16 protein-coding genes and 4 tRNA genes are annotated in these 22,063 nt (G+C 61.9%); 4 read left to right on the forward strand and 16 right to left on the reverse strand.

Annotated elements, in window-relative coordinates:
* Positions 1 to 74: 74 nt before the first annotated feature.
* From rpoB to ACVOLO_RS05735, 14 genes are all read right to left on the reverse strand, one after another.
* Entirely contained in the window at positions 75 to 4,265 is a 4,191-nt protein-coding gene (gene rpoB, locus ACVOLO_RS05670) for a DNA-directed RNA polymerase subunit beta (RefSeq protein WP_481569296.1), read from the reverse strand.
* 294 nt (positions 4,266 to 4,559) lie between these two features.
* A complete protein-coding gene (gene rplL / locus ACVOLO_RS05675) occupies positions 4,560 to 4,925 on the reverse strand; it encodes a 50S ribosomal protein L7/L12 (protein WP_481569297.1) in 366 nt (121 codons plus the stop codon).
* A 63-nt stretch (positions 4,926 to 4,988) separates the two neighbouring features.
* Positions 4,989 to 5,522 carry a 50S ribosomal protein L10 gene (rplJ, locus tag ACVOLO_RS05680; RefSeq protein WP_481569298.1) on the reverse strand — a complete coding sequence of 178 codons (534 nt, stop codon included), beginning with the start codon at positions 5,520 to 5,522 and terminating at the stop codon, positions 4,989 to 4,991.
* 482 nt (positions 5,523 to 6,004) lie between these two features.
* Positions 6,005 to 6,703, reverse strand: a complete 699-nt coding sequence (gene rplA, locus ACVOLO_RS05685) for a 50S ribosomal protein L1 (RefSeq protein ID WP_481569299.1) — start codon at positions 6,701 to 6,703, stop codon at positions 6,005 to 6,007.
* A gap of 4 nt (positions 6,704 to 6,707) precedes the next feature.
* On the reverse strand, positions 6,708 to 7,136 hold the full coding sequence (gene rplK / locus ACVOLO_RS05690) for a 50S ribosomal protein L11 (RefSeq protein ID WP_055767456.1): 429 nt from the start codon (positions 7,134 to 7,136) through the stop codon (positions 6,708 to 6,710).
* Positions 7,137 to 7,341: 205 nt separating this feature from the next.
* Complete coding sequence (gene nusG / locus ACVOLO_RS05695) at positions 7,342 to 7,902, reverse strand: transcription termination/antitermination protein NusG (protein WP_481569300.1); 561 nt, start codon at positions 7,900 to 7,902, stop codon at positions 7,342 to 7,344.
* A gap of 10 nt (positions 7,903 to 7,912) precedes the next feature.
* Positions 7,913 to 8,320 (reverse strand): preprotein translocase subunit SecE, encoded by a 408-nt coding sequence (secE, locus tag ACVOLO_RS05700; protein WP_481569301.1) that lies wholly within the window; start codon positions 8,318 to 8,320, stop codon positions 7,913 to 7,915.
* Positions 8,321 to 8,370: 50 nt separating this feature from the next.
* Positions 8,371 to 8,446 (reverse strand) — tRNA-Trp (locus tag ACVOLO_RS05705).
* A 102-nt stretch (positions 8,447 to 8,548) separates the two neighbouring features.
* On the reverse strand, positions 8,549 to 9,739 hold the full coding sequence (gene tuf, locus ACVOLO_RS05710; RefSeq protein ID WP_481569293.1) for an elongation factor Tu: 1,191 nt from the start codon (positions 9,737 to 9,739) through the stop codon (positions 8,549 to 8,551).
* Between the two features lie 47 nt (positions 9,740 to 9,786).
* A tRNA-Thr gene (locus ACVOLO_RS05715) sits at positions 9,787 to 9,862 on the reverse strand.
* A gap of 37 nt (positions 9,863 to 9,899) precedes the next feature.
* Positions 9,900 to 9,973, reverse strand: a tRNA-Gly gene (locus ACVOLO_RS05720).
* Between the two features lie 29 nt (positions 9,974 to 10,002).
* Positions 10,003 to 10,088, reverse strand: a tRNA-Tyr gene (locus ACVOLO_RS05725).
* Positions 10,089 to 10,224: 136 nt separating this feature from the next.
* Positions 10,225 to 11,241, reverse strand: a complete 1,017-nt coding sequence (locus ACVOLO_RS05730; protein WP_481569302.1) for an isoaspartyl peptidase/L-asparaginase family protein — start codon at positions 11,239 to 11,241, stop codon at positions 10,225 to 10,227.
* Positions 11,242 to 11,354: 113 nt separating this feature from the next.
* On the reverse strand, positions 11,355 to 12,377 hold the full coding sequence (locus tag ACVOLO_RS05735; RefSeq protein WP_481569303.1) for a cyanophycinase: 1,023 nt from the start codon (positions 12,375 to 12,377) through the stop codon (positions 11,355 to 11,357).
* 186 nt (positions 12,378 to 12,563) lie between these two features.
* Here ACVOLO_RS05735 and ACVOLO_RS05740 point away from each other — a divergent pair, with 186 nt between their 5' ends.
* The 4 genes from ACVOLO_RS05740 to ACVOLO_RS05755 all read left to right on the forward strand — a co-directional run bounded on the left by ACVOLO_RS05740 (position 12,564) and on the right by ACVOLO_RS05755 (position 19,494).
* Positions 12,564 to 15,341: a TonB-dependent receptor plug domain-containing protein gene (locus tag ACVOLO_RS05740; RefSeq protein WP_481569304.1), complete on the forward strand. Its 2,778-nt coding sequence runs from the start codon at positions 12,564 to 12,566 to the stop codon at positions 15,339 to 15,341.
* A gap of 285 nt (positions 15,342 to 15,626) precedes the next feature.
* Entirely contained in the window at positions 15,627 to 18,329 is a 2,703-nt protein-coding gene (locus ACVOLO_RS05745; protein ID WP_481569305.1) for a response regulator, read from the forward strand.
* 181 nt (positions 18,330 to 18,510) lie between these two features.
* Complete coding sequence (locus ACVOLO_RS05750) at positions 18,511 to 18,873, forward strand: Hpt domain-containing protein (RefSeq protein ID WP_481569306.1); 363 nt, start codon at positions 18,511 to 18,513, stop codon at positions 18,871 to 18,873.
* A 12-nt stretch (positions 18,874 to 18,885) separates the two neighbouring features.
* Complete coding sequence (locus tag ACVOLO_RS05755; RefSeq protein WP_481569307.1) at positions 18,886 to 19,494, forward strand: response regulator; 609 nt, start codon at positions 18,886 to 18,888, stop codon at positions 19,492 to 19,494.
* A 795-nt stretch (positions 19,495 to 20,289) separates the two neighbouring features.
* On the opposite strand, the gene ychF is transcribed toward ACVOLO_RS05755, so the two are convergent.
* Together ychF and pth are read right to left on the reverse strand one after the other, a co-directional pair.
* The gene (ychF, locus tag ACVOLO_RS05760) at positions 20,290 to 21,381 is read right to left on the reverse strand and encodes a redox-regulated ATPase YchF (RefSeq protein ID WP_481569308.1); all 1,092 of its coding nucleotides are present in this window, start codon (positions 21,379 to 21,381) and stop codon (positions 20,290 to 20,292) included.
* 81 nt (positions 21,382 to 21,462) lie between these two features.
* Complete coding sequence (pth, locus tag ACVOLO_RS05765) at positions 21,463 to 22,044, reverse strand: aminoacyl-tRNA hydrolase (protein WP_481569309.1); 582 nt, start codon at positions 22,042 to 22,044, stop codon at positions 21,463 to 21,465.
* Between the last annotated feature and the right edge of the window lie 19 nt (positions 22,045 to 22,063).

The raw sequence follows: 22,063 nt of genomic DNA on the forward strand, positions 1-22,063 counted from the left end.
TTTGTCAGAGCGGGGATGCAGAACCCGGGACTGGCGCGCTGCCAATCCCGAATCCCGAATCGCTATTCCCAATCTCAGTTGTCTTCCAGTTCCATGTTGATGGCCAGCGAGCGGATTTCCTTCACCAACACGTTGAAGGATTCCGGCATGCCCGCGACCATCTCGTGCTCACCGTCGACGATGTTCTTGTACATCTGGTTGCGGCCCTGCACGTCATCGGACTTCACCGTCAGCATTTCCTGCAGGGTGTAGGCCGCGCCGTAGGCTTCCAGCGCCCAGACTTCCATTTCACCGAAGCGCTGACCACCGAACTGCGCCTTGCCGCCCAGCGGCTGCTGGGTAACCAGCGAGTACGGGCCGGTCGAACGGGCGTGCATCTTGTCGTCGACCAGGTGGTTCAGCTTCAGGTAGTGCATGTAGCCCACGGTGGTCTGGCGATCAAACGCCTCGCCGGTGCGGCCGTCATACAGCTGCATCTGCGTCTTGCTGGCGTTGAAGCCCAGCACCTCGGTTTCCGGGGCGCCGCTCGGGTAAGCCAGGTCCAGCATCACGCGGATTTCTTCTTCCAGCGCGCCGTCGAACACCGGGGTTGCCATCGGCACGCCGTCGGTCAGGTTCTTGGCCAGGTTGATCAGCTCTTCATCGCTGAAGCGGCTCAGATCCACGCGCTCACCGGACAGCTTGGAGTCGTGGTTGTAGATCTTGCCCAGGAACTCACGCAGCTCGCTCACCGCACGCTGCTGTTCCAGCATGCCCTGGATGCGCTTGCCCAGGCCCTTTGCGGCCCAGCCAAGGTGCACTTCCAGAATCTGGCCGATGTTCATACGCGACGGCACGCCCAGCGGGTTCAAGCAGATGTCCACCGTGGTGCCATCGGCCATGTACGGCATGTCTTCGACCGGCACCACATTGGAGACCACACCCTTGTTGCCGTGGCGGCCTGCCATCTTGTCACCCGGCTGGATGCGACGCTTCACGGCCAGGAACACCTTGACCATCTTCAGCACGCCCGGTGCCAGATCGTCACCCTGGGTGATCTTGCCGCGCTTGTCGGCGAAGCGACGCTCGAATTCCTTCTCGTGCGCCTGGATCTGCATCTGGGCACGCTCGATGGCTTCGGCTGCGTCGTCGTCCTTCATGCGCAGGGTGAACCAGTCCGCCTTCTTCAGGCCGTCCAGGTAAGCGTCGGAAACGCTGTCGCCCTTCTTCAGGTTCGGGCCGCCGTTGACCACCTTGCCCACGATCTGCGAACGCAGACGTGCATAGATGGCCGCTTCCAGGATGCGGAACTGGTCGTCGAAATCCTTCTTGACGCGCTTGATTTCGGACTCTTCGATCTGACGCGCACGCTTGTCCTTCTCGATGCCGTCGCGGGTGAAGACCTGCACGTCGATGACGGTGCCGTCCATGCCCGGCGGCACGCGCAGCGAGCTGTCCTTAACATCGGAGGCCTTCTCGCCGAAGATGGCGCGCAGCAGCTTCTCTTCCGGGGTCAGCTGGCTTTCGCCCTTCGGCGTGACCTTGCCAACCATGATGTCGCCGGCGCGCACTTCGGCACCGATGTACACCACGCCGGATTCGTCCAGGCGGTTCAGGGCCTGCTCGGACACGTTCGGGATGTCGGCGGAAATTTCCTCCGGCCCCAGCTTGGTATCACGTGCGACGCAGGTCAGCTCTTCGATGTGGATCGTGGTGTAACGATCTTCTTCCACCACGCGCTCGGACAGCAGGATGGAGTCTTCGAAGTTGTAGCCGTTCCACGGCATGAACGCGATCAGCATGTTCTGGCCCAGTGCCAGCTCACCGATGTCGGTGGACGGGCCGTCGGCCAGCACGTCGCCACGCGCGATCACATCACCCACGTTCACCAGCGGACGCTGGTTGATACAGGTGTTCTGGTTCGAACGGGTGTACTTGATCAGGTTGTAGATATCCACGCCGGCATCCGCGGCGTCGGTGATCTCGTTCTCGTTGACCTTGACCACGATGCGGCCAGCGTCGATCTGCACGATGTCACCGCCACGACGGGCGTTCACGGTCACACCCGAGTCACGCGCAACCGCGCGCTCGATGCCGGTACCCACCAGCGGCTTCTGCGCACGCAGGGTCGGCACGGCCTGACGCTGCATGTTGGCGCCCATCAGTGCACGGTTGGCGTCATCGTGCTCCAGGAACGGAACCAGCGCCGCAGCGACCGACACGGTCTGCATCGGCGAGACGTCCATGAAGTGGACTTCCGCCGGCGGCTTGAGCAGCGACTCACCCTGGAAACGGCACGGCACGAACTGCTCGGTGAGCATGTTCTTTGCATCGGTCAGGGCGTTGGCCTGGGCGATGACGTACTCGTTTTCTTCGATGGCCGACAGGAACTCGACCTCGTCGGAGACCTTGCCGTCGTGCACCTTGCGGTACGGGGTTTCCAGGAAGCCGTACTTGTTGGTGCGTGCGAACACGGCCAGCGAGTTGATCAGGCCGATGTTCGGGCCTTCCGGCGTTTCGATGGTGCAGACGCGGCCGTAATGGGTCGGGTGCACGTCGCGCACTTCGAAGCCGGCACGCTCGCGGGTCAGACCGCCCGGGCCCAGGGCCGAGACACGACGCTTGTGCGTGACTTCCGACAGCGGGTTGTTCTGGTCCATGAACTGCGACAGCTGCGAGGAACCGAAGAATTCCTTGATGGCAGCGGCAACCGGCTTGGCGTTGATCAGCTCCTGCGGGGTCAAGCCTTCCGACTCGGCCATCGACAGGCGCTCCTTGACCGCGCGCTCGACGCGGACCAGGCCCACGCGGAACACGTTCTCGGCCATTTCACCGACCGAACGCACGCGGCGGTTGCCCAGGTGATCGATGTCATCGACCACGCCACGGCCGTTGCGGATCTCGGTCAGCACCTTGATCACGTCCAGGATGTCCGAACCTTCGCCATGCGCGGCGACCAGACGCTTGGACTCTTCGTCGTTGCGCTCGCCGAAGTACTTGTTGTCGTACAGCACGGCTTCGCCGGTGACTTCCTTGCGGCCGACACGGCGGTTGAACTTCATGCGGCCGACCGTGGACAGGTCGTAGCGCTCGAAGGTGAAGAACAGGTTGTGGAACAGGTTCTGTGCGGCGTCCTTGGTCGGCGGCTCGCCCGGACGCATCATGCGGTAGATTTCGACCAGCGCTTCAAGCTGCGTCTTGGTCGGATCGATGCGCAGGGTGTTGGACAGGTACGGGCCACGGTCCAGGTCGTTCACCCACAGCGTGCCCACCGCATCCACACCCGCCTTGCGGAAGTTCTGCAGCTGCTCGTCGCTGATTTCGTCGTTGGCCTGGGCCAGCAGTTCACCCGTGTTCGCATCAACCACGTCGTGCGACAGGATGCGGCCAACCAGGTAGTCGTCCGGCACGGCCAGGGCGGCAATGCCCGAGGCCTGCAGCTGCTTGATGTGGCGCGCGGTGATGCGCTTGCCGGCTTCCACGATGACCTTGTCACCGTCAGCCAGGTCAAAGCCCAGCGTTTCGCCACGCAGACGCTCCGGCACCAGCTCCAGCTGCACGCCTTCGTCCGGGTTGATGTGGAAGGTGTTGACCTCGAAGAACTCGGCCAGCATCTCTTCGTTGTTGTAGCCCAGTGCGCGCAGCAGGATCGACACCGGCAGCTTGCGGCGGCGGTCGATACGGGTGAACAGCGCATCCTTCGGGTCGAACTCGAAGTCCAGCCAGGAGCCGCGGTAAGGAATGATGCGGGCGCTGTACAGCAGCTTGCCCGAGCTGTGGGTCTTGCCACGGTCGTGGTCGAAGAACACGCCCGGCGAACGGTGCAGCTGCGACACGATGACGCGCTCGGTACCGTTGACGATGAAGGTGCCGTTGTCGGTCATCAGCGGGATTTCGCCCAGATAGACCTCCTGCTCCTTCACGTACTTGATCGCCTTGGTGGACGACTCGCGGTCGTAGATGACCAGGCGGACGGTCACGCGCAGCGGCGCACCGTAGCTCATGCCACGCTGGCGGCACTCGCGCTCGTCAAATACCGGCTCGCCCAGCTTGTAACCGACATACTCCAGCGCCGCATTGCCGCTGTAGCTGGAAATCGGGAACACCGACTTCAGCGCAGCGTGCAGGCCATGCTCCGAACGCTTGGCCGGGTCAACGTTTTCCTGCAGGAACTCACGGTAGGAGTCGACCTGGATGGCGAGCAGGAACGGCACTTCGAGGATCGAGCGCTGCTTGCCGAAATCTTTGCGGATGCGCTTCTTTTCGGTGTACGAATAAGACGTCATGAGATCTTCCACCTTGTTGTTCAGGTTGTGCGCCCACAACCTGGAAGGGAACTTGAAATTGTCAGTTGGAAGTCGCTGGTATTGCCGGCACCAGCACGCCTTCTCCCGCTACTTCCAACTGCCAACTCGTTAAAACACGAAGTTGGGCTTTACCGATCAGCGCCATCAACGACGGCAGCCATCCGGGCAGAACCTTCCGCAAACCAGTTGCGGACTGAAACGACCAAGGGCCGGGGGTTTACACCCCCAGCCCTGGCTGCATCGCCGTGAATCGATGGCGACGCAAGGAACTGATTACTTCAGCTCGACGGTGGCGCCGGCGGCTTCCAGTTCCTTCTTGAACTTGTCGGCGTCTTCCTTCGAAGCGCCTTCCTTCACGACGCCACCGGCTTCGGCCAGATCCTTCGCTTCCTTCAGGCCCAGGCCGGTGATGGCACGGACGGCCTTAATCACTTCAACCTTCTTGGCGCCAGCATCCTTCAGGATGACGTTGAATTCGGTCTGCTCTTCAACAGCAGCAACCGGGCCAGCGGCAGCAACAGCAACCGGAGCAGCGGCCGAAACGCCGAACTTCTCTTCGATGGCCTTGACCAGCTCCATCACTTCCATCAGGGACTTCTCGGCGATAGCGTCGACGATCTGTTCGTTGGTAAGGGACATTTTGATTACCTTTTGAAAATATTCTGGGATGAGGTTCTTTACAGAACCACTAAGACGTCGAACTTAGGCGGTTTCAGCGGCCGGCTCGGCAGCTTCAGCAGCTGCACCACCTTCCTGCTTTTCACCGACAGCCTTGACGGCGCGGGCGAACATGGTCACCGGCTCGGTCAGGACGCGGGCCAGCATGGCCAGGGCCTGATCACGGGTCGGCAGCGATGCCAGCACTTCGACGTGGCTGGCCGGGAAGATTTCCCCACCGATTGCCACGACCTTTGCCTTCAGCTTGTCGTTGCCCTTGGCGGCTTCCTTGATCAGGCGACCGGCTGCGCCGGGCTCCTCAAGCGAAAACGCATACAGCAGCGGACCAACCATCTGGTCCTTTGCAACTGCGAAATCGGTGCCTTCAACGGCGCGCGCGGCCAGCGTGTTCTTGACAACCTTCAAGAAAACGCCGGTTTCGCGGGCCTGCTTACGCATCGCGGTCATCTGAGCGACCGTGGTGCCAGCGTATTCGGCTGCGATCAAGGAGTGAGCCTTGGCGGCGACGTCTGCCAGTTCGGCGACTACTTCTTGCTTCTGGGACAGATTGAGAGCCATTGCACTCCTCCGTTTAAGCGGGGATTGGTGATTCGGGATCCGGGATTGGCAATGAGCGGCAATGCTACTGTTGCTGGCCTCCCTGGCCGAACCTCAACACCCTGCTTCAAACAAATTCCGCTTACGGCTCCTAGCCGTGTGCGGTCCTGGGCGGCATCCGTCCTGGACGCCGGGAACATCGGGTGATGTTCCGGTGGTGGCCGTTCTAGACCTGGAGTGGGCCAACCTGGGTTACCCCAGACGTGCGTTAAACCAGAAAACTCCAGAAGGGCATCACCATCTACGCAGGTTGATCCGGTGAAGAATCGATTAAGCGATCCCGCTATGCCGGCGGCGACTCCTTGCCAGATCGAGCCTCCGTGCCCGTCGCCGGTATGCGCTGACCGCGCCTGCGGTCTTTGACGGCTCCACGCAGGCAAGCCCGCGCGACGCCTTCAAAATGACGGCCTCGGCACCAAGGGTACCGAGGCCGCTTGAAACAATTACTTCAGGGTCAGCGAGGACTGATCAACCGTCACGCCCGGGCCCATCGTCGAGCTGACCGAAACCTTCTGCAGGTAGGTGCCCTTCGAGGTGGCCGGCTTGGCCTTGATCAGGTCCAGCAGCAGCGCCTGCAGGTTCGACTGCAGCGCGCCGTTTTCGAAGCTGGCCTTGCCGATGGTGCAGTGGATGATGCCGGCCTTGTCGGTGCGGTAACGCACCTGACCCGACTTGGCATTCTTCACGGCTTCAGCCGGGTTGGCCGAAACGGTGCCGACCTTCGGGTTCGGCATCAGGCCACGCGGGCCCAGCACGGTGCCCAGCTTACCGACAACGCGCATCGCGTCCGGGGTAGCAATGACGACGTCATAGTTCAGATCGCCGGCCTGCATCTTCTCGGCCAGGTCGTCCATGCCGACGGCCTCGGCGCCAGCGGCCAGAGCCTCGTCAGCCTTGGCACCGGCCGGTGCGAACACGGCGACGCGGACCGACTTGCCGGTACCAGCCGGCAGCACGGTGGAGCCACGGACCTGCTGGTCGGACTTCTTCGCATCCACGCCCAGGCGCACGGCCACGTCGATCGACTCGACGAACTTGGCCTTGCTGACGGTCTTCAGGATATTGATAGCCTCATCGAAGGCATACGCCTTGCCCGGGACAACGGCGGCCTTTGCGGCCTTCTCACGCTTGGTCTGTGCCATCAGATTAACCCTCTACCACCAGGCCCATGGAACGGGCAGAGCCCGCGATCGTACGCACGGCGGCGTCCAGGTCAGCAGCCGTCAGATCCGGCTCCTTCGCCTTGCAGATTTCTTCAAGCTGCTTGCGGGTGACCTTGCCCACCTTGTCGGTGTTCGGGCGCTTGGAACCGGAGGTGATGCCTGCGGCCTTCTTGAGCAGCACGGTGGCCGGGGTGCTCTTGGTGATGAAGGTGAACGTACGGTCCGAATAGGCCGTGATGATCACCGGCACCGGCAGGCCCGGCTCCAGCTTCTGCGTGGCAGCATTGAACGCCTTGCAGAATTCCATGATGTTCAGACCGCGCTGACCCAGCGCAGGACCGACCGGCGGCGAGGGGTTGGCCTGACCGGCCTTCACCTGCAGCTTGATGTAACCGACAACTTTCTTTGCCATTTGAGTGCTCTCCGGGTGCTAGCGCCTTGCGACAACAGGCTCCCCATCGGACCGGGAATCACGCGTCCCGGCATCGCGCTTTGAAATCCTTGAATCGCACCAAAGGCCACCTCTCGGCAGCCTTTGATCAAACCCCCAAGACAGGGAGCCGGCAATTCTAGCAGTTTTTTCAGCGCCTGCCTGAACAGGCAGGGCGCGGGCGGAATCAGACCGCCTTTTCGACCTGGCCGAACTCCAGCTCGACCGGGGTGGCGCGACCGAAGATCAACACCGAGACGCGCACGCGGCTCTTCTCGTAGTTGACTTCTTCCACAACGCCATTGAAATCGTTGAACGGACCCTCGGTGACGCGAACCATTTGACCCGGCTCGAACAGCACCTTCGGACGCGGCTTCTCGACACCTTCCTGAACGCGGTCCAGGATCGCAGCAGCTTCCTCGTCGCGAATCGGCAACGGACGATCGGCAGTGCCACCGATGAAACCCATGACCTTCGGGGTTTCCTTCACAAGGTGCCAGCTTTCGTTATCGATACGCGGAATGCCGGCTTCTTCGTGAGTTTCGATCTGAACCAGAACATAGCCCGGGAAGAACTTGCGCTCGGAACGGCGCTTCTGGCCGGCGCGCATCTCTACCACTTCTTCCGTGGGAACCAGCACGTCGCCGAAAAGCTCCTGCATTTCGTCACGCGCGATGCGATCACGCAATGCCTGCGCCACCGACTTCTCAAAACCTGAATAGGCGTGAACGACGTACCAACGCTTCACTGTTAACTCCTCAACGACCCAGGAACCACTGGGTCAGCTTCTGGATCACGAAATCGAAACCACCCAAGAGCAGGCTCAACACGATCACCACCACGACCACCACCCACGTCATACGGATGGCTTCCTGGCGGGTCGGCCAAACGACCTTGCGCAGTTCAAAACGGGATTCTGAAAGAAACTCGAGCGTCTGACGGCCCTTCGTGCTCAGCATGAACACGCCGCCTGCAGCAACCAGGCCCACGACGACAGCCAAAGCACGCAGCTGGCCGGACCATGTACCCAACTGGGTCGAGCGGATCGGATCGGCGAACCAGAACCACACGAACAAACCCGCCAGCACCAGTAATGCAGCACTGATGTACTTGACGATATCGCCACCGGAAGCGGCGGACTTGGAGTGGTCGATCTTGCTGTTCATCCGGCTCTTGCTGCTGGTGCGACCAAGGTCACTGGATAGGGAGTTGCAAGTGGCACGCCAGGAGGGACTCGAACCCCCAACCTGCGGTTTTGGAGACCGCTGCTCTGCCAATTGAGCTACTGGCGTACTGAAAAAACCTGCCTTCCCTTAGACGGCGAAGGCGGACCGAGGTTCCCGGCCCGCCATTCGCAAGACCAGCGGCACTATGCAACCGCCGGCATTACAAAATTACGCGATGATCTTGGAAACGACACCGGCGCCGACGGTACGACCGCCTTCACGGATGGCGAAGCGCAGACCTTCGTCCATTGCCACCGGGTTGATCAGGGTGACAGCCATCTTCACGTTGTCGCCCGGCATCACCATCTCAACGCCTTCCGGCAGCTCAACCGCACCCGTGATGTCGGTGGTACGGAAGTAGAACTGCGGACGGTAGCCCTTGAAGAACGGGGTGTGACGGCCGCCCTCGTCCTTCGACAGCACGTACACTTCGGCGTCGAACTGGGTGTGCGGCTTGATCGAACCCGGCTTGGCCAGCACCTGGCCACGCTCGACGTCGTCACGCTTGGTGCCGCGCAGCAGCAGACCGGCGTTGTCACCTGCCTGACCCTGGTCCAGCAGCTTGCGGAACATTTCCACGCCGGTGACGGTGGTCTTCTGGACCGGACGGATACCGACGATTTCGATTTCTTCGCCGACCTTGATCACGCCGCGCTCGATACGGCCGGTCACCACGGTGCCGCGGCCCGAGATCGAGAACACGTCTTCCACCGGCATCAGGAACGGCTTGTCCACGTCGCGCTCCGGCGTCGGGATCCAGCTGTCCAGGGCGTCGACCAGCTTCAGGATGGCCGGCACGCCGATTTCGCTCTGGTCGCCTTCCAGCGCCATGCGAGCCGAGCCCGAGATGATCGGGGTGTCGTCGCCCGGGAAGTCGTACTTGCTCAGCAGCTCGCGGACTTCCATTTCAACCAGTTCCAGCAGCTCGGCGTCGTCCACCATGTCGGCCTTGTTCAGGAACACGACGATGTACGGCACGCCGACCTGACGCGACAGCAGGATGTGCTCACGGGTCTGCGGCATCGGGCCGTCAGCGGCCGAGCACACCAGGATCGCGCCGTCCATCTGCGCAGCGCCGGTGATCATGTTCTTGACGTAGTCAGCATGGCCCGGGCAATCCACGTGGGCGTAGTGACGGGTGTCGGATTCGTACTCAACGTGTGCGGTCGAGATCGTGATACCACGCGCCTTTTCTTCCGGCGCGGCGTCGATCGAGGAGTAATCCTTGAACTCGCCACCGAAGCGCTCGGCACCGATCTTGGTCAGTGCGGCGGTCAGCGTGGTCTTGCCATGGTCGACGTGGCCGATGGTGCCGACGTTGACGTGCGGCTTGGTACGTTCGAACTTACCCTTGGACATGGCTGCTTCTTCTCGGTAACAGGTTGGTTATGGCGCTATCGGCAAGATGGTGCTCACGAAAGGAATCGAACCTTCGACCTCCTCCTTACCAAGGAGGTGCTCTACCGACTGAGCTACGTGAGCGAGTTTTCTATTATGACATGTTTTCAGAATCGTTCAATGGAGCGGGAGACGGGAATCGAACCCGCACCATCAGCTTGGAAGGCTGAGGTTCTACCGTTGAACTACTCCCGCACCGGGAACACACATCACAACATTGAAACTGGTGGAGGGAGGTGGATTCGAACCACCGAAGGCGTAAGCCAGCAGATTTACAGTCTGCCCCCGTTGGCCGCTTGGGTATCCCTCCGCTCCACCCCTTTTTGAGGACCTTGGCCTAAACGGTCAGGGGTGGGAGAGCGCGCTATTCTGGTGATGAACGCCGATGCTGTCAACAGAAATCTTCACATCTGATGAAATATTTCCGTCCACGCTCGGCGCAGCCATCACTCCTTCGGCATCGCCAGCTTTTCGCTGTCGAAAATGGCAACGTGCGGCACGCCGTCGGCACCGATCCAGCCGCGATACATGCCCTCGGCATTGAAGGGAGTCGCTGCGCTGCCGTCTGCTGAAAGCACGATGGCGCCGCCATCACCGCCCAACGCCGGCACGCGCTTGCCAATGACTTCCTCACCGGCCTGCGCTGCGGTTTCTCCCAGGTATTGCATGCGTGCGCAGATCTCATGCGCCACTGCCAGGCGGATGTAGAACTCCCCCCAGCCCGTGCCGGACACCGCGCAGCGCGCATTGGCATAGGTGCCGGCGCCGATGATCGGCGAGTCGCCGACGCGGCCGTAGCGCTTGTTGGTCATGCCGCCGGTCGAGGTACCCGCGGCCAGCTTGCCCTCGGCATCCAGCGCCACCGCGCCGACGGTGCCGAAGTGCTTTGCGGTTTCCAGATCGGCGTGCGCCTGGCCATTGGCCTCCTCCTTCAATGCACGCTGCAGCTGCTGCCAGCGCTTGTCCGTGCGGAAGTAGGAAGGATCGACCAGCGGAATCTTCTGCTCGCTCGCGAACATCTCCGCGCCCTCTCCCACCATCATCACGTGCGGGGAATGCTCCATCACCGCGCGCGCCAGCAGGATGGGGTTCTTCACCGTATGCACGCCTGCCACTGCGCCCGCGCGCAAGGTGGCACCGTCCATCAACGAGGCGTCCAGTTCATTCTTGCCATCGTGGGTGAACACCGCACCGCGGCCGGCGTTGAAAGTGGGATCGTCCTCCAGCACGGTGATGGCGGCGGTTACCGCATCCATCGCCGGCTTTCCGGCCATCAGCGCCTGGTGCCCTTTGCGCAGCGCCTCGGCCAGTGCCGTGCGCGCGGCGCGCTCTTCCTCCGGGCTGAAGTCCTTGCGCTCCACGCCTGCACCGCCGTGGATGACCAGCAAGGGGGAGGATGCGGCCATCGCAACCCCTGAAGACAACGACGCCAGGCCCAGCAGTACCGCAGAAGTCAGCTTCATGTTTCTTCACTCCGGAAAGGAAGCCGATTCTAGGCATCCCATCGACAGGCTGAACAGACAGGCACGAAAAAGGGGCCGAAGCCCCTTCCGGTCACGCTCCGCCTGCAGGCCGCTCAGTGCGGCCGCAACTGCAGCTCGCCATCCACCACACTTGCCACGGCGGTGAAAGCAGCGTTGTCGACCTTGAAACCATCCAGGTGCAGGCGACTGCCCTGCCCCACGCCGGTCACCGGGATCGCCCCGAAGTCCAGTGGTGCACCAGGATTCAAACGCCCGGCCTCATGACGCGGCATCACCAGCCATGCGTAGCCGTCGTTCAAGGAATAGACGCGCCCGCGCCCGTCGGCTTCCACGCACAAGGCGGTGTCTTCATCCACGCCGATGCCGATGATGTCGCTTTGGCCTTCCTCCTGCGCGGCGCGGGCCACGAATACGATCAGACGCCCCAGTCGGTCGCGCCTGGCGAAATGCGTGTCCGTGACCACGTTGGACAGGTAAGGCATGTTCAAAAAGCCCTTGTCCATGGTGACCTCGCTGCCCATCGGGTCATTCATGGCGGTGAGCGAATCAACACTGCCGCCATCCAGCGCCCCATAGGCATGGCGACCGAGAATTGCCAGGCCTGCACTGGTGCCACCAATCGGCTTGCCGGCACGAATGTGCTCGTTCAAGGCCGTGTTGAGCGCCGTGCCTTTCCAGAAACGGATGTAGCGCGCCTGGTCGCCGCCTGCGATGAAGATGGCATCGGCACCGCGCACCACGCGCAGTACGTCCGGGTCATCGGCAGCCTTGCGGTTGTCGAATACCAACGTCTGCACTGCGGTGACGCCACCGATGTCGTGATAGATCTCGTTCTGCAGATCATCGGCACCGGACGCGCGCAGGACCACCACACGCCCGTTGCCGGCACGTTCCACCCACCAACGGAAAGCCTCCGGGGCAAAGTCACCGCCGCCCATCAGCAGCATCGCGGCCTCGGTCTTGCCGGGGCGCGGCGCGTCCAGTTTGCCGATCTCGTAGTAGCGATAACCGGCGCGAGAGAGCGTGTCCGTGTCCTGTGCAACTGCAGCACTGGCCACACCCGCAATTAGTGCCAAAAGAAACCATCGGCCACGCCGGGAATTCTTACGTTTCATCACACTTTCCAGCCCGCTGATGTAATCGCTTGCAGCCCAAATGCCAGACTTTTCGGCAGTGGTCAAGGATGTAAAAAAGGTGTTAGATGCGGCCAACCCATTCAGATTTTCTGACTGGGATAACCGGCACCTACTGAGGCGCTGGATCGGGAATTTCCAGAACACTTTTCATCAGAGAGCTGATTCATGCGTAAACGCGCAGTGGTGTGTTCAATCCAGCTGGCCCTGTTGGCCATGTCTGCCCCCGTTCTGGCCCAGACCGCATCAGGAGGCCAGCCCCAACAACTGGATACCGTGCAGGTCACCGGCTCGCGTATTCCCCGTGCACAGGTTGAAGGGCCGGCGCCGATCACGGTGGTGACGGCGGAGCAGATCACGTCCGCCGGCTTCACCAGCATTCCGGATGTACTCCGCGCCATGACCCAGAACGGCGGCGAAACGCAGAGCCAGCAGTCCTCCAGCGGCGCGGACTTTTCACCCGGCGCCCAGCAGGTGGATCTGCGTGGGCTCGGCCCCAATCACACGCTGGTGCTGGTGAATGGACGCCGCATCGCCGACTTCCCGATGCCATTCAAGGGCCGCAGCAATTTCACGGACATCTCCAACATTCCGTTGGGCATGATTGATCGCATCGAAGTGCTCACCGGCAGTGCTTCAGCCATCTACGGCTCGGATGCGATCTCCGGCGTGGTGAATTTCATACTGAAGAAGAGCGCCGACGGCACCACGGTTGACGCACGCGTTGGCACCACCACCGAAGGCGGTGGCGAATCGTTCGACATCAGCATGGTCAGCGGCTTCGAGAAAGGCCGGCTGAGCGGCGTCTACAGCATCGAGCTGCAATCACAGACACCGTTGTGGGCGTACCAACGCGGCATCCAGGATTCGAGCAAGGATGCACCGAGTGATCGCTATCGCATTGCCCGTCGCAACTACCTGCGCACCAACTGGAGCGATGAGTACCTGGATCCAGGTAAAGCTGCCTGCGACAGGCTGGCGGGGCAGAACGGCAACAGCACCTACTACGCTGCCCGCCCCGGCTGGGGCCCGGAGGACCCGGTTACGAAAGACGCGACGGACGGCTACTACTGCGGCAGCGACGAAGCCATCGGTTACGGCACCATCATCAGCAAGCGCCGCGGAATAAACGGGTTCGCCTCCCTGAGCTATGCCTTCGACAATGGCAGTGAATGGTTTGCCGATGTGCAGATGGGCTACCACGACATAGCCCTGTTCAACGACGTCACCTCATGGAGCCACATGGCCGCCGATGGCAATGAGGACGGCTATTTCTTCAACCAGGCCACTGACCAGGTGGAGTTCTGGCAGCGCCAGTTCTCGCCGGAAGAAATGGGTGGGCTGAACAATGGAATGGTCAAGAGCACCCAGAAAACCCTGGGCGTGACTACCGGCCTCAAGGGAACCTGGGCCGACAGCTGGGGCTACGAGGCTGCACTGAGTTACTCGCAGTACCGTTCAAAGATCAGCTGGCCGCAGATCATCGCCGCCAAAGCCAATGCGCTTTTCCTCGGCCCACAGCTTGGCGTAGACGGCGATGGGTTCCCCATCTACAACGCCGACCCGGATCGCCTGTACCGCCCACTCACGCGCGCGGAATACGACTCCATTGCCGCGCGCTCCGTGTACACCCCGAAATCCGAAACCGGCACGCTGTCGCTTACCGTCAGCAAGGGTGACCTGTTCACCCTTCCCGGCGGCGATGCCGGCTTTGCTGGCACGGTCGAGCTGGGCCGCCAATCGTACGCACTGAACCCGGATCCGCTGGCCAAGGAGTATTACTACTACAGCTGGAAGGACTCCGACGGCGAAGGCAGCCGCAACCGCTGGGCGGGCGCTGCGGAACTGCGCCTGCCACTGCATGAAACACTGAACTTGAGCGTGGCCGGTCGCTACGACCAGTACCGCTATTCCGGCAACAGCATCGGTAAAGCCACATGGAGCAGCGGTATCGAATGGCGCCCCATTGCTTCGCTGCTGCTTCGTGGCTCCTATGGCACGGCCTTCCGCGCGCCGGATCTCCACTATGTGTACTCCGGCCCGGGCAATGACGAGACCACGGGCAACGATTACTACGCCTATGCGCAAAGCACCGATCCGGACGAATCACCGGCCGACTACGAAACCGGATTGATCCGCAGCCGTGAAGGCAATCGCAACCTCGACCCGGAGACCAGTACGTCATGGACCGCCGGTATCGTCTGGTCGCCGATGGATGGCCTGGATATCTCCGCCGACTGGTTCAACATCGACATGCGCGATCAGGTTCAGGATATGAGTACCGATCAGATCCTTCGCGACGAGGCCGCCTGCAGACTCGGCAACCTGGATGCCGCCTCGCCTACCTGCGTGGATGCTCTCGCACGCGTTACCCGCAGCAGCAATGGCTCGCTGTATGGCGTTCACGTCAACCCCATCAATATTGCCAAGGAGTCCACGGAGGGCCTTGATGTCGCCGTGCGCTACCGTCTGATCACCGGCATTGGGCAGTTCACCTTCAGCGGAACGCACACCTGGGTAAGGAAGCATGACTTCCAGCAATATGCGGGCGATGTGGTGAAGGACCAGTTCGAGGTCAACAGCGGCTTCGATATTCCCCGCACAAAAAGCAGCGCCAGCATCAGTTGGGAAAAGGACGCCTGGGCGGCTACCGTCTACGGCCAACGTCTTGGGAAGCTGCCCAATGGCTGGTCCTATGATCAGATCTGGGAAGACGGCGATCCGGGCCCCTACATCCGCGCCACCTATCGCTACAACGCATCGGTCCAGTACCGCTTCGACGAGCACTCACGCCTGACGCTCTCGGTCGCCAACATCTTCAACAAGATGCCGCCCAAGGATCCGACCTACACGTCCTACCCGTACTACGACATTTCCTGGTTCGACAGTGTTGGCCGGCAGATCAACCTGCAATACACCCACAAGTTCGGTGGCAGCGCGTTGTAACCCCTGCCCCGCTCGGCCTTTCACCCACAAAGCCCGCCGCATGGCGGGCTTTGTCCATTGAGAAAACCAGAGCGGCCAGCGCAGGATTTTCACCTCATGAAAATTAGGAATCAGCTGATGTGCGCATCAGCATGCGCCACCTAGCATGCGCCGATGCATCGCCTCCTGCCTCGGCGCCCCGCCGTTGACGCTCCCTCCGTAGCAGCCACCGTGCTGCTCCGCTGCCTTTCAGTGTGCGTGCTGCTTTGCCTGCTTGGCGCCGCAGGTTTCCACCTCGCAGCACAGGTGAGCGAAAGCACTTCGCAGCACCGCCGCGACATGAACGCGGCTGCCTACCGCGCACAGCTCTATTTCGATCAACGCGAAGCCCTGCTGAAATTCCTGGCCGACTCCGTTGTGGCATGGCCGGCACTGCCGGCAGCATCGGTCACGGGCAACGGCAGCGACATGCGCCGCATATCGCTGGGCACCACCCACGATGGCCTGCCGCTGCAGCTGCTGTTGTCGGCAAAGGCCGAAGAGACCCTGGACAGCCTCGGCGCGCAACTACTGCACGTCAACGATCATCCCGTGCCATCGATGCGCTGGCTGCACACTCCGGTTTCGCAGGACACTGCCGTGCTTCCCGCCCTGGACCCCGCGTTGCTGCAGCAACATGCTCTGCCCACGCGCGGCAACACGGGCGTGTTCTGGATGGTGCCAGCAGCACCTGACAACACCGCGCTCTACCTCTATCGCGCCGTGGGCGGCAGTATTGTCACGCGGAATTGGCTGGTGCTGGTACTGGATGCCAATGCCGTGACGCGCGCCATCCAGTCCAACGGGGACGAAGACGCGGCCCTGCTCAACCCCCATGACCTCCAGGCACTTTCCAGCGGCGCCGGCTCCCCGCCATCGCCCCGATGGCTGGGCTCGCATCGCAAGGATGCGTTCTCCACGGTCTGGGAACACGGGTTGCCAAAAGGCCTGGCGCTGGTCAAGGGCGTCGGCCAGGACGGCTGGCGTGTGGTCTACCACCTGCCCCTGATGCAACTGCTGCGCGACATCCGTGGACATCTCGTGGGCGCGCTGCTGGCATGCCTGCTCGCGGCCGGCACATTGTGGGCATTGATGCGGCGGTTGGATCGTCAGTTGATTCAACCGGCACGCCTGCAACACCGCCAATTATTGGAAAGTTTCGAGTTCGGCGCGACCGTCATCGACATAGCGCCGGTCGGCATCTGTGTCCTGCGTTGCCGCGACAACGAAGTGGTGCTGGACAACCAATGCGCGCGTGACTGGCTGGGGTGTGACACCGGCAAGGGCGACTGGGATGGCAGCTGGCGACACCTGCTGGGCTCATCGGATGCACAGGCCGGCAACCCGGTGGACTTCACCACACATGACGGCCGGCAACTGCAGGTACTGCACGCGACCACCCGATACCACGACGAGGACGTGCTGCTGTGCGTCTTCAATGACATCAGCCAGCATCAGCAGGTGCGTTCAGCACTGGAAGCCGCACGCAGTGCCGCGGACATGGCCAGCCGAGCAAAGAGTACCTTCGTCGCCACGCTGAGCCATGAAATCCGGACACCACTGTATGGAATGCTGGGCACGCTGGAACTGCTCGCCCGCACACCATTGGATCCCAAACAGGCGCAGTACCTGCGGCTGATACAACAATCCTCCTCGGTGCTGCAGCAACTGATACGCGACACCCTGGATGTCACCCGGATAGAAGCGGGGCAACTGGTACTGGCTTCGGCCGCATTCTCGCCACTGGACCTGGCCGAGAACACGTTGCGCGCCTACGCAGACTCGGCCCTGCGCAAACAGTTGCAGATACTGGTCTGCACCGATCCGCAGCTGCCTGCGCGGGTACTGGGGGATGCCGACCGCATCCGCCAGGTGCTGGGAAACCTTCTCAGCAATGCCATCAAATTCACTGACAGCGGACGCATTTTCCTGCGCGTACGCCTGCTGGATTGCCAAGACGGTGTTGCGTCGATCAGCTGGCAAGTCACTGATACCGGCGCAGGCATCGCAGCTTCGGAGCAGGCCCGGCTGTTCAAGCCCTTTGGCCAGCTCCAAAGCCGGGCACGCGGCGATGGCAGCGGCCTGGGCCTGTCGATCAGCGACCACCTGGTGCGACTGATGAAGGGTGAGCTGCGGCTGGTCAGCGAGCCCGGCCTGGGCAGCAGCTTCAACGTGATACTGCCCTTGCCGCTCGCCCCCGGCGACGCGGCGGGTACGCAGGATGCAGCACCGCAATTGCAGGCCAACCCTCCCGTCTACGTTCGTGCGTCCATTCCGGAACTGGTGGAAAGCGCCTGTCAGTGGCTGCAGCGCTGGGGCGCCACCGCGTTTGCCTACACCGACAGCATGGAACCGACCGCACCCGATGCGATCCTCATTGACAGCGACCCGCGTGATCGAGCGGCCTCCGACTGGCCCGGCCCGCGTGTCATCACCTCACCCGAAGCAAGCGAGGTGCCGAACCGGGATCCCGCTCGGCCGGAGCAGCTCACGGTCACATTGTTCAGCATCCGCGCCATCGCCCAGGCCGTCGCCGATCTGCAGCGGGGTACCCATGCCGCCACCATTGCACCTGCACTGCCACAGGTACTGACCGAGCTTGGGTTAAGGGTGCTGGTCGCCGAGGACAACCCCATTAATCTGCTGCTCCTGAAAGAGCAACTCAGAACGCTGGGATGCAGTGTGGTAGCTGCCCGTAATGGACGTGAGGCGTTGACCTACTGCGCAACCCACCAATTCGATGCTGTGCTGACGGACCTCAACATGCCCGAAATGGACGGCCTGACCTTGACCCGACAACTCCGCAGCCAGGGCTTCACCGGGCCGATCATTGGCGCCAGTGCTGATGCCTCCGAAGAAGACCGCGCACGCTGCATGCGCGAGGGCATGAATGACTATCTACTCAAACCGATCAGCATCCCTGCATTGCGCAGGGCACTGAGCAACGTGCGCGACGGGGCGTCCGCATGAGCCGGGTGCCTCGCCGGCCCCAACCTCAAACACCGTCGGCTCCGCATCACCCCCCGTCACTCCAGCGGCAGGCTGCATGGCAATGGCAGGTTGCCGGCGCATACAGCAGGCCATCTGCCGCCGCCGCACCAAATACGCCCTGCATCATGCCAACGCCCCCGTCTTCACGAGAGGCCTGCCAATGAACCTGACCTTCAGTGGCGAGCATGGCGACCATATCGTGGTTCCGGAGGCGGTACGCGAGGTATTCCTGCCTTCCATGCGCAATGATCAGCGCCGGCTGGCAGCGGCGTTGGAACTCCAGCGGCTTGACCTGATGCGGCAGTTGCTTCACCGCATGCGTGGTGCCTTGGTGATTGCGTCGGCAACGCACCTGGCTTTCGCTGCGTCACTGATCGAGGACGCCATTGCCAAGGGCGCCGAACCGGAGGAATGCGCGGAGTTTGTCCTCCGCTTCCTGCAGGCGCTGGATTCTGCCTTGTCCCGCCTCGAACTCACCCAGTGGCGGCGCAGCGACGCTCCCTTGCCACCGCCTCCTGCCTGAAGGCCACCCCGCATGAAGATCATCATTGCCGATGACCACCCCATCGTCCTGGCCGGTGTTCGCGATGTGGTCGCAGATGACCCCAGCATCGAGATCATCGGCCAGGCCATGTCGCCTGCAAGCCTGGTGGAGATGATGTCCGCGCTCACCCCGGACCTGGTGATATGTGACTACAACATGCCCGACGACGGCCCGCTCGGTGACGGCATCAAACTCATCTCCTACCTGCGGCGCCACTTTCCCCACTGCAAGGTGCTGGTCCTGACAATGATCTCCACGCCCTCCATGGTCGCCGCGATGTACCGTGCCGGCGCAAACGGCGTGGTGAAAAAAAGCGGCGACCTTATGGAGCTTCGCCTTGCCTTGTCCACGCTGCGATCGCGGCGCCTGTATCGCTCATTGCCAACGACGGCGGACACAAGCCCCGCCGCATTGTCTCCGCGCGAATTCGAGGTCATACGTCTGTTCATCAGCGGAAAGAATGTGAGCGATATCGCCAGGCAGCTCAATCGCAGCAGCAAGACGGTCAGCACCCAGAAAATCAACGCCATGCGCAAGCTAGGCACGCACAGCGACCAGGACCTCATCACACTCTGTCTGGAATCCGATCTGTTCCGCTAGGACGCATCGCCGCGTGGGTTCTCCACAGCGCATGTGGAGACTGCATCGGGAAACATGTGGATAAGCCTCCGCAGCCCTTGTCGCGTAAGCGCTTACGGAGGGCGATCAATTTTTCACCACCCTTCGGATGCGCCTTTGCCAGCGGGAAAATCCCAACAATCGCGTTCTCCACAACCCGTGTGGAGCGGAGTGCGGGAAAGATGTGGATAAGCCTCCGCAGGCCAGCCATACCAAGGCTCTGCAACGCCTGGTCATTTTTTGACCAGCATCGGATCAGCCTGCATCCGGCACGGATCTTTGCTTTCAGCCACTTCTCCACAACGGATGTGGAGCGGGATGCGGAAAACATGTGGATAAAGACGAAAACGCAAGTCGGAACAACACATTGCAAAAATTGGTCAATTTTTCACCAACCGCGCCACACGCTCCTATCTTCTTTGCAGCGCAATCGTTGATTCGAGACAGCACAAGCTGTGCGATTCAAGGCCTCTTCGCGCCGCAGGCGCATTCCACGGGATACCCCGGAACGGGACGCTGCAACCTGGTCCTTGCCGGCATCGTGCATCGGAACGTTGGGCTGGACGAGAAGCTGCGAGCCCCAAGTGCACCCTGCCTATCGGCGCAACTGATTTACTCCACATCGCCGATCACCGATACCAGCGACTCACATTCGGCTCCAATGGCGCCACAGTGCCGGTATGAATATCCGCATGGTTTTCCGGACACCACAGTCGTCCAGATGCAACAAAGCCCCGCAATGCGGGGCCTTGTTGTGCAGCAACGACGCCGGAGCGATCAGACGTTGAAGCGGAAATGCAGCACGTCGCCTTCCTTGACGATGTACTCCTTGCCTTCCAGACGCAGGCGGCCCGCTTCCTTGGCGCCCTGCTCGCCCTTGAGGTTGATGAAATCCTCGTAGCTGATGGTTTCGGCGCGGATGAAGCCACGCTCGAAATCGGTGTGGATCACGCCCGCCGCCTGCGGTGCGGTGGAACCGGCGCGCAGCTGCCATGCGCGGACTTCCTTCACACCGGCGGTGAAGTAGGTCTGCAGGCCGAGCAGCTTGTAGCCGGCACGGATCACACGGTTCAGGCCGGGCTCTTCCAGACCGAGATCCTTCAGGAACTCATCGCGGTCGGCATCGTCCAGCTGCGCCATTTCTTCTTCGATGGCCGCACACACCGGCACCACTTCGGCGCCTTCGGCCTCGGCGCGTGCGCGCACCACGTCGAGCAGCGGGTTGTTCTCGAAGCCGTCTTCGGCAACGTTGGCGATGTACATCAGCGGCTTCAGCGTGATCAGGAACATGTCCCGGATCAGCGCCTTTTCCTCGGCATCAAGGCCGGCCGAACGCGCCGAACGGCCCTGGTCCAGCACCGCCGACAACTTCTCCAGCACCGGCTTGCGCGCCAGCGCTTCCTTGTCGTTGGCCTTGGCCGCGCGGGTGGCGCGGTCCAGTGCCTTCAACACCGACTCCAGGTCAGCCAGCGCCAGCTCGGTATCGATGGTTTCGATATCGGCAATCGGATCAACCTTGTTGGCCACGTGGATGACGTTGCCGTCCTCGAAACAGCGCACGACGTGGGCGATGGCGTCGGTCTCGCGGATGTGGGCCAGGAACTTGTTGCCCAGGCCTTCACCCTTGGATGCACCGGCAACCAGACCGGCGATGTCGACAAATTCCATCGTGGTCGGGATCACCCGCTCCGGCTTGACGATGGCCGCCAGCGCGTCAAGGCGCGGGTCCGGCACCGGCACCACGCCCGTGTTCGGCTCGATCGTGCAGAACGGGAAGTTGGCCGCGGCGATACCCGCCTTGGTCAACGCATTGAACAGGGTCGACTTGCCGACATTGGGCAGACCGACGATGCCGCATTTGATACCCATGGTTCAGCCCTCGGGAATTGAGAATCGGGAATAGGGAATGGGAGGGCATCTCGTGCCTTCCGATTCCCCATTCCCCATTCCCTACTTACCGCTGGTATGCAGCCGCTTCATGGCTTCGTTGAAATCACCTGCCACTGCCAGCGGCATCACGTCGATGGCTGCATCAATGGCTTGATCCATCAACACCGCATCCTGGGGCGAGGGACGATTCAACACCCAGCCCACCACGCGGTCCTTGTGACCGGGATGGCCAATACCCAGACGCAGACGATGGAATTTTCCGTGACCCAGCAGACGGATGGTGTCGCGCAGGCCGTTCTGGCCGCCGTGGCCGCCATCGAACTTGAGCCGTGCCACGCCAGGCGGCATGTCCAGTTCGTCGTGTGCAAGCAGCGTCTGCTCCGGCTCGATCTTCCAGAACCGCTGCGCGGCGGTCACCGATTTGCCGGAAAGATTCATGAAGGTGGCCGGCTTGAGCAGCCACACCGGCTGTCCGCCGATATCGACCTTGGCAACTTCACCGAACAGCTTGCTTTCAAGCGTCCAGCGCGCACCCTGCCGCTCTGCCAGGGCCTCAACGAAATGAAACCCGGCATTGTGCCGGGTCCGGGCATGTTCGGGTCCGGGATTGCCCAGACCGACGATCAATCGCAAGCCAGTCATCTGTCAGATGCATCCGTCA

It is taken from the genome of Stenotrophomonas sp. STEN056 (assembly GCF_056759635.1).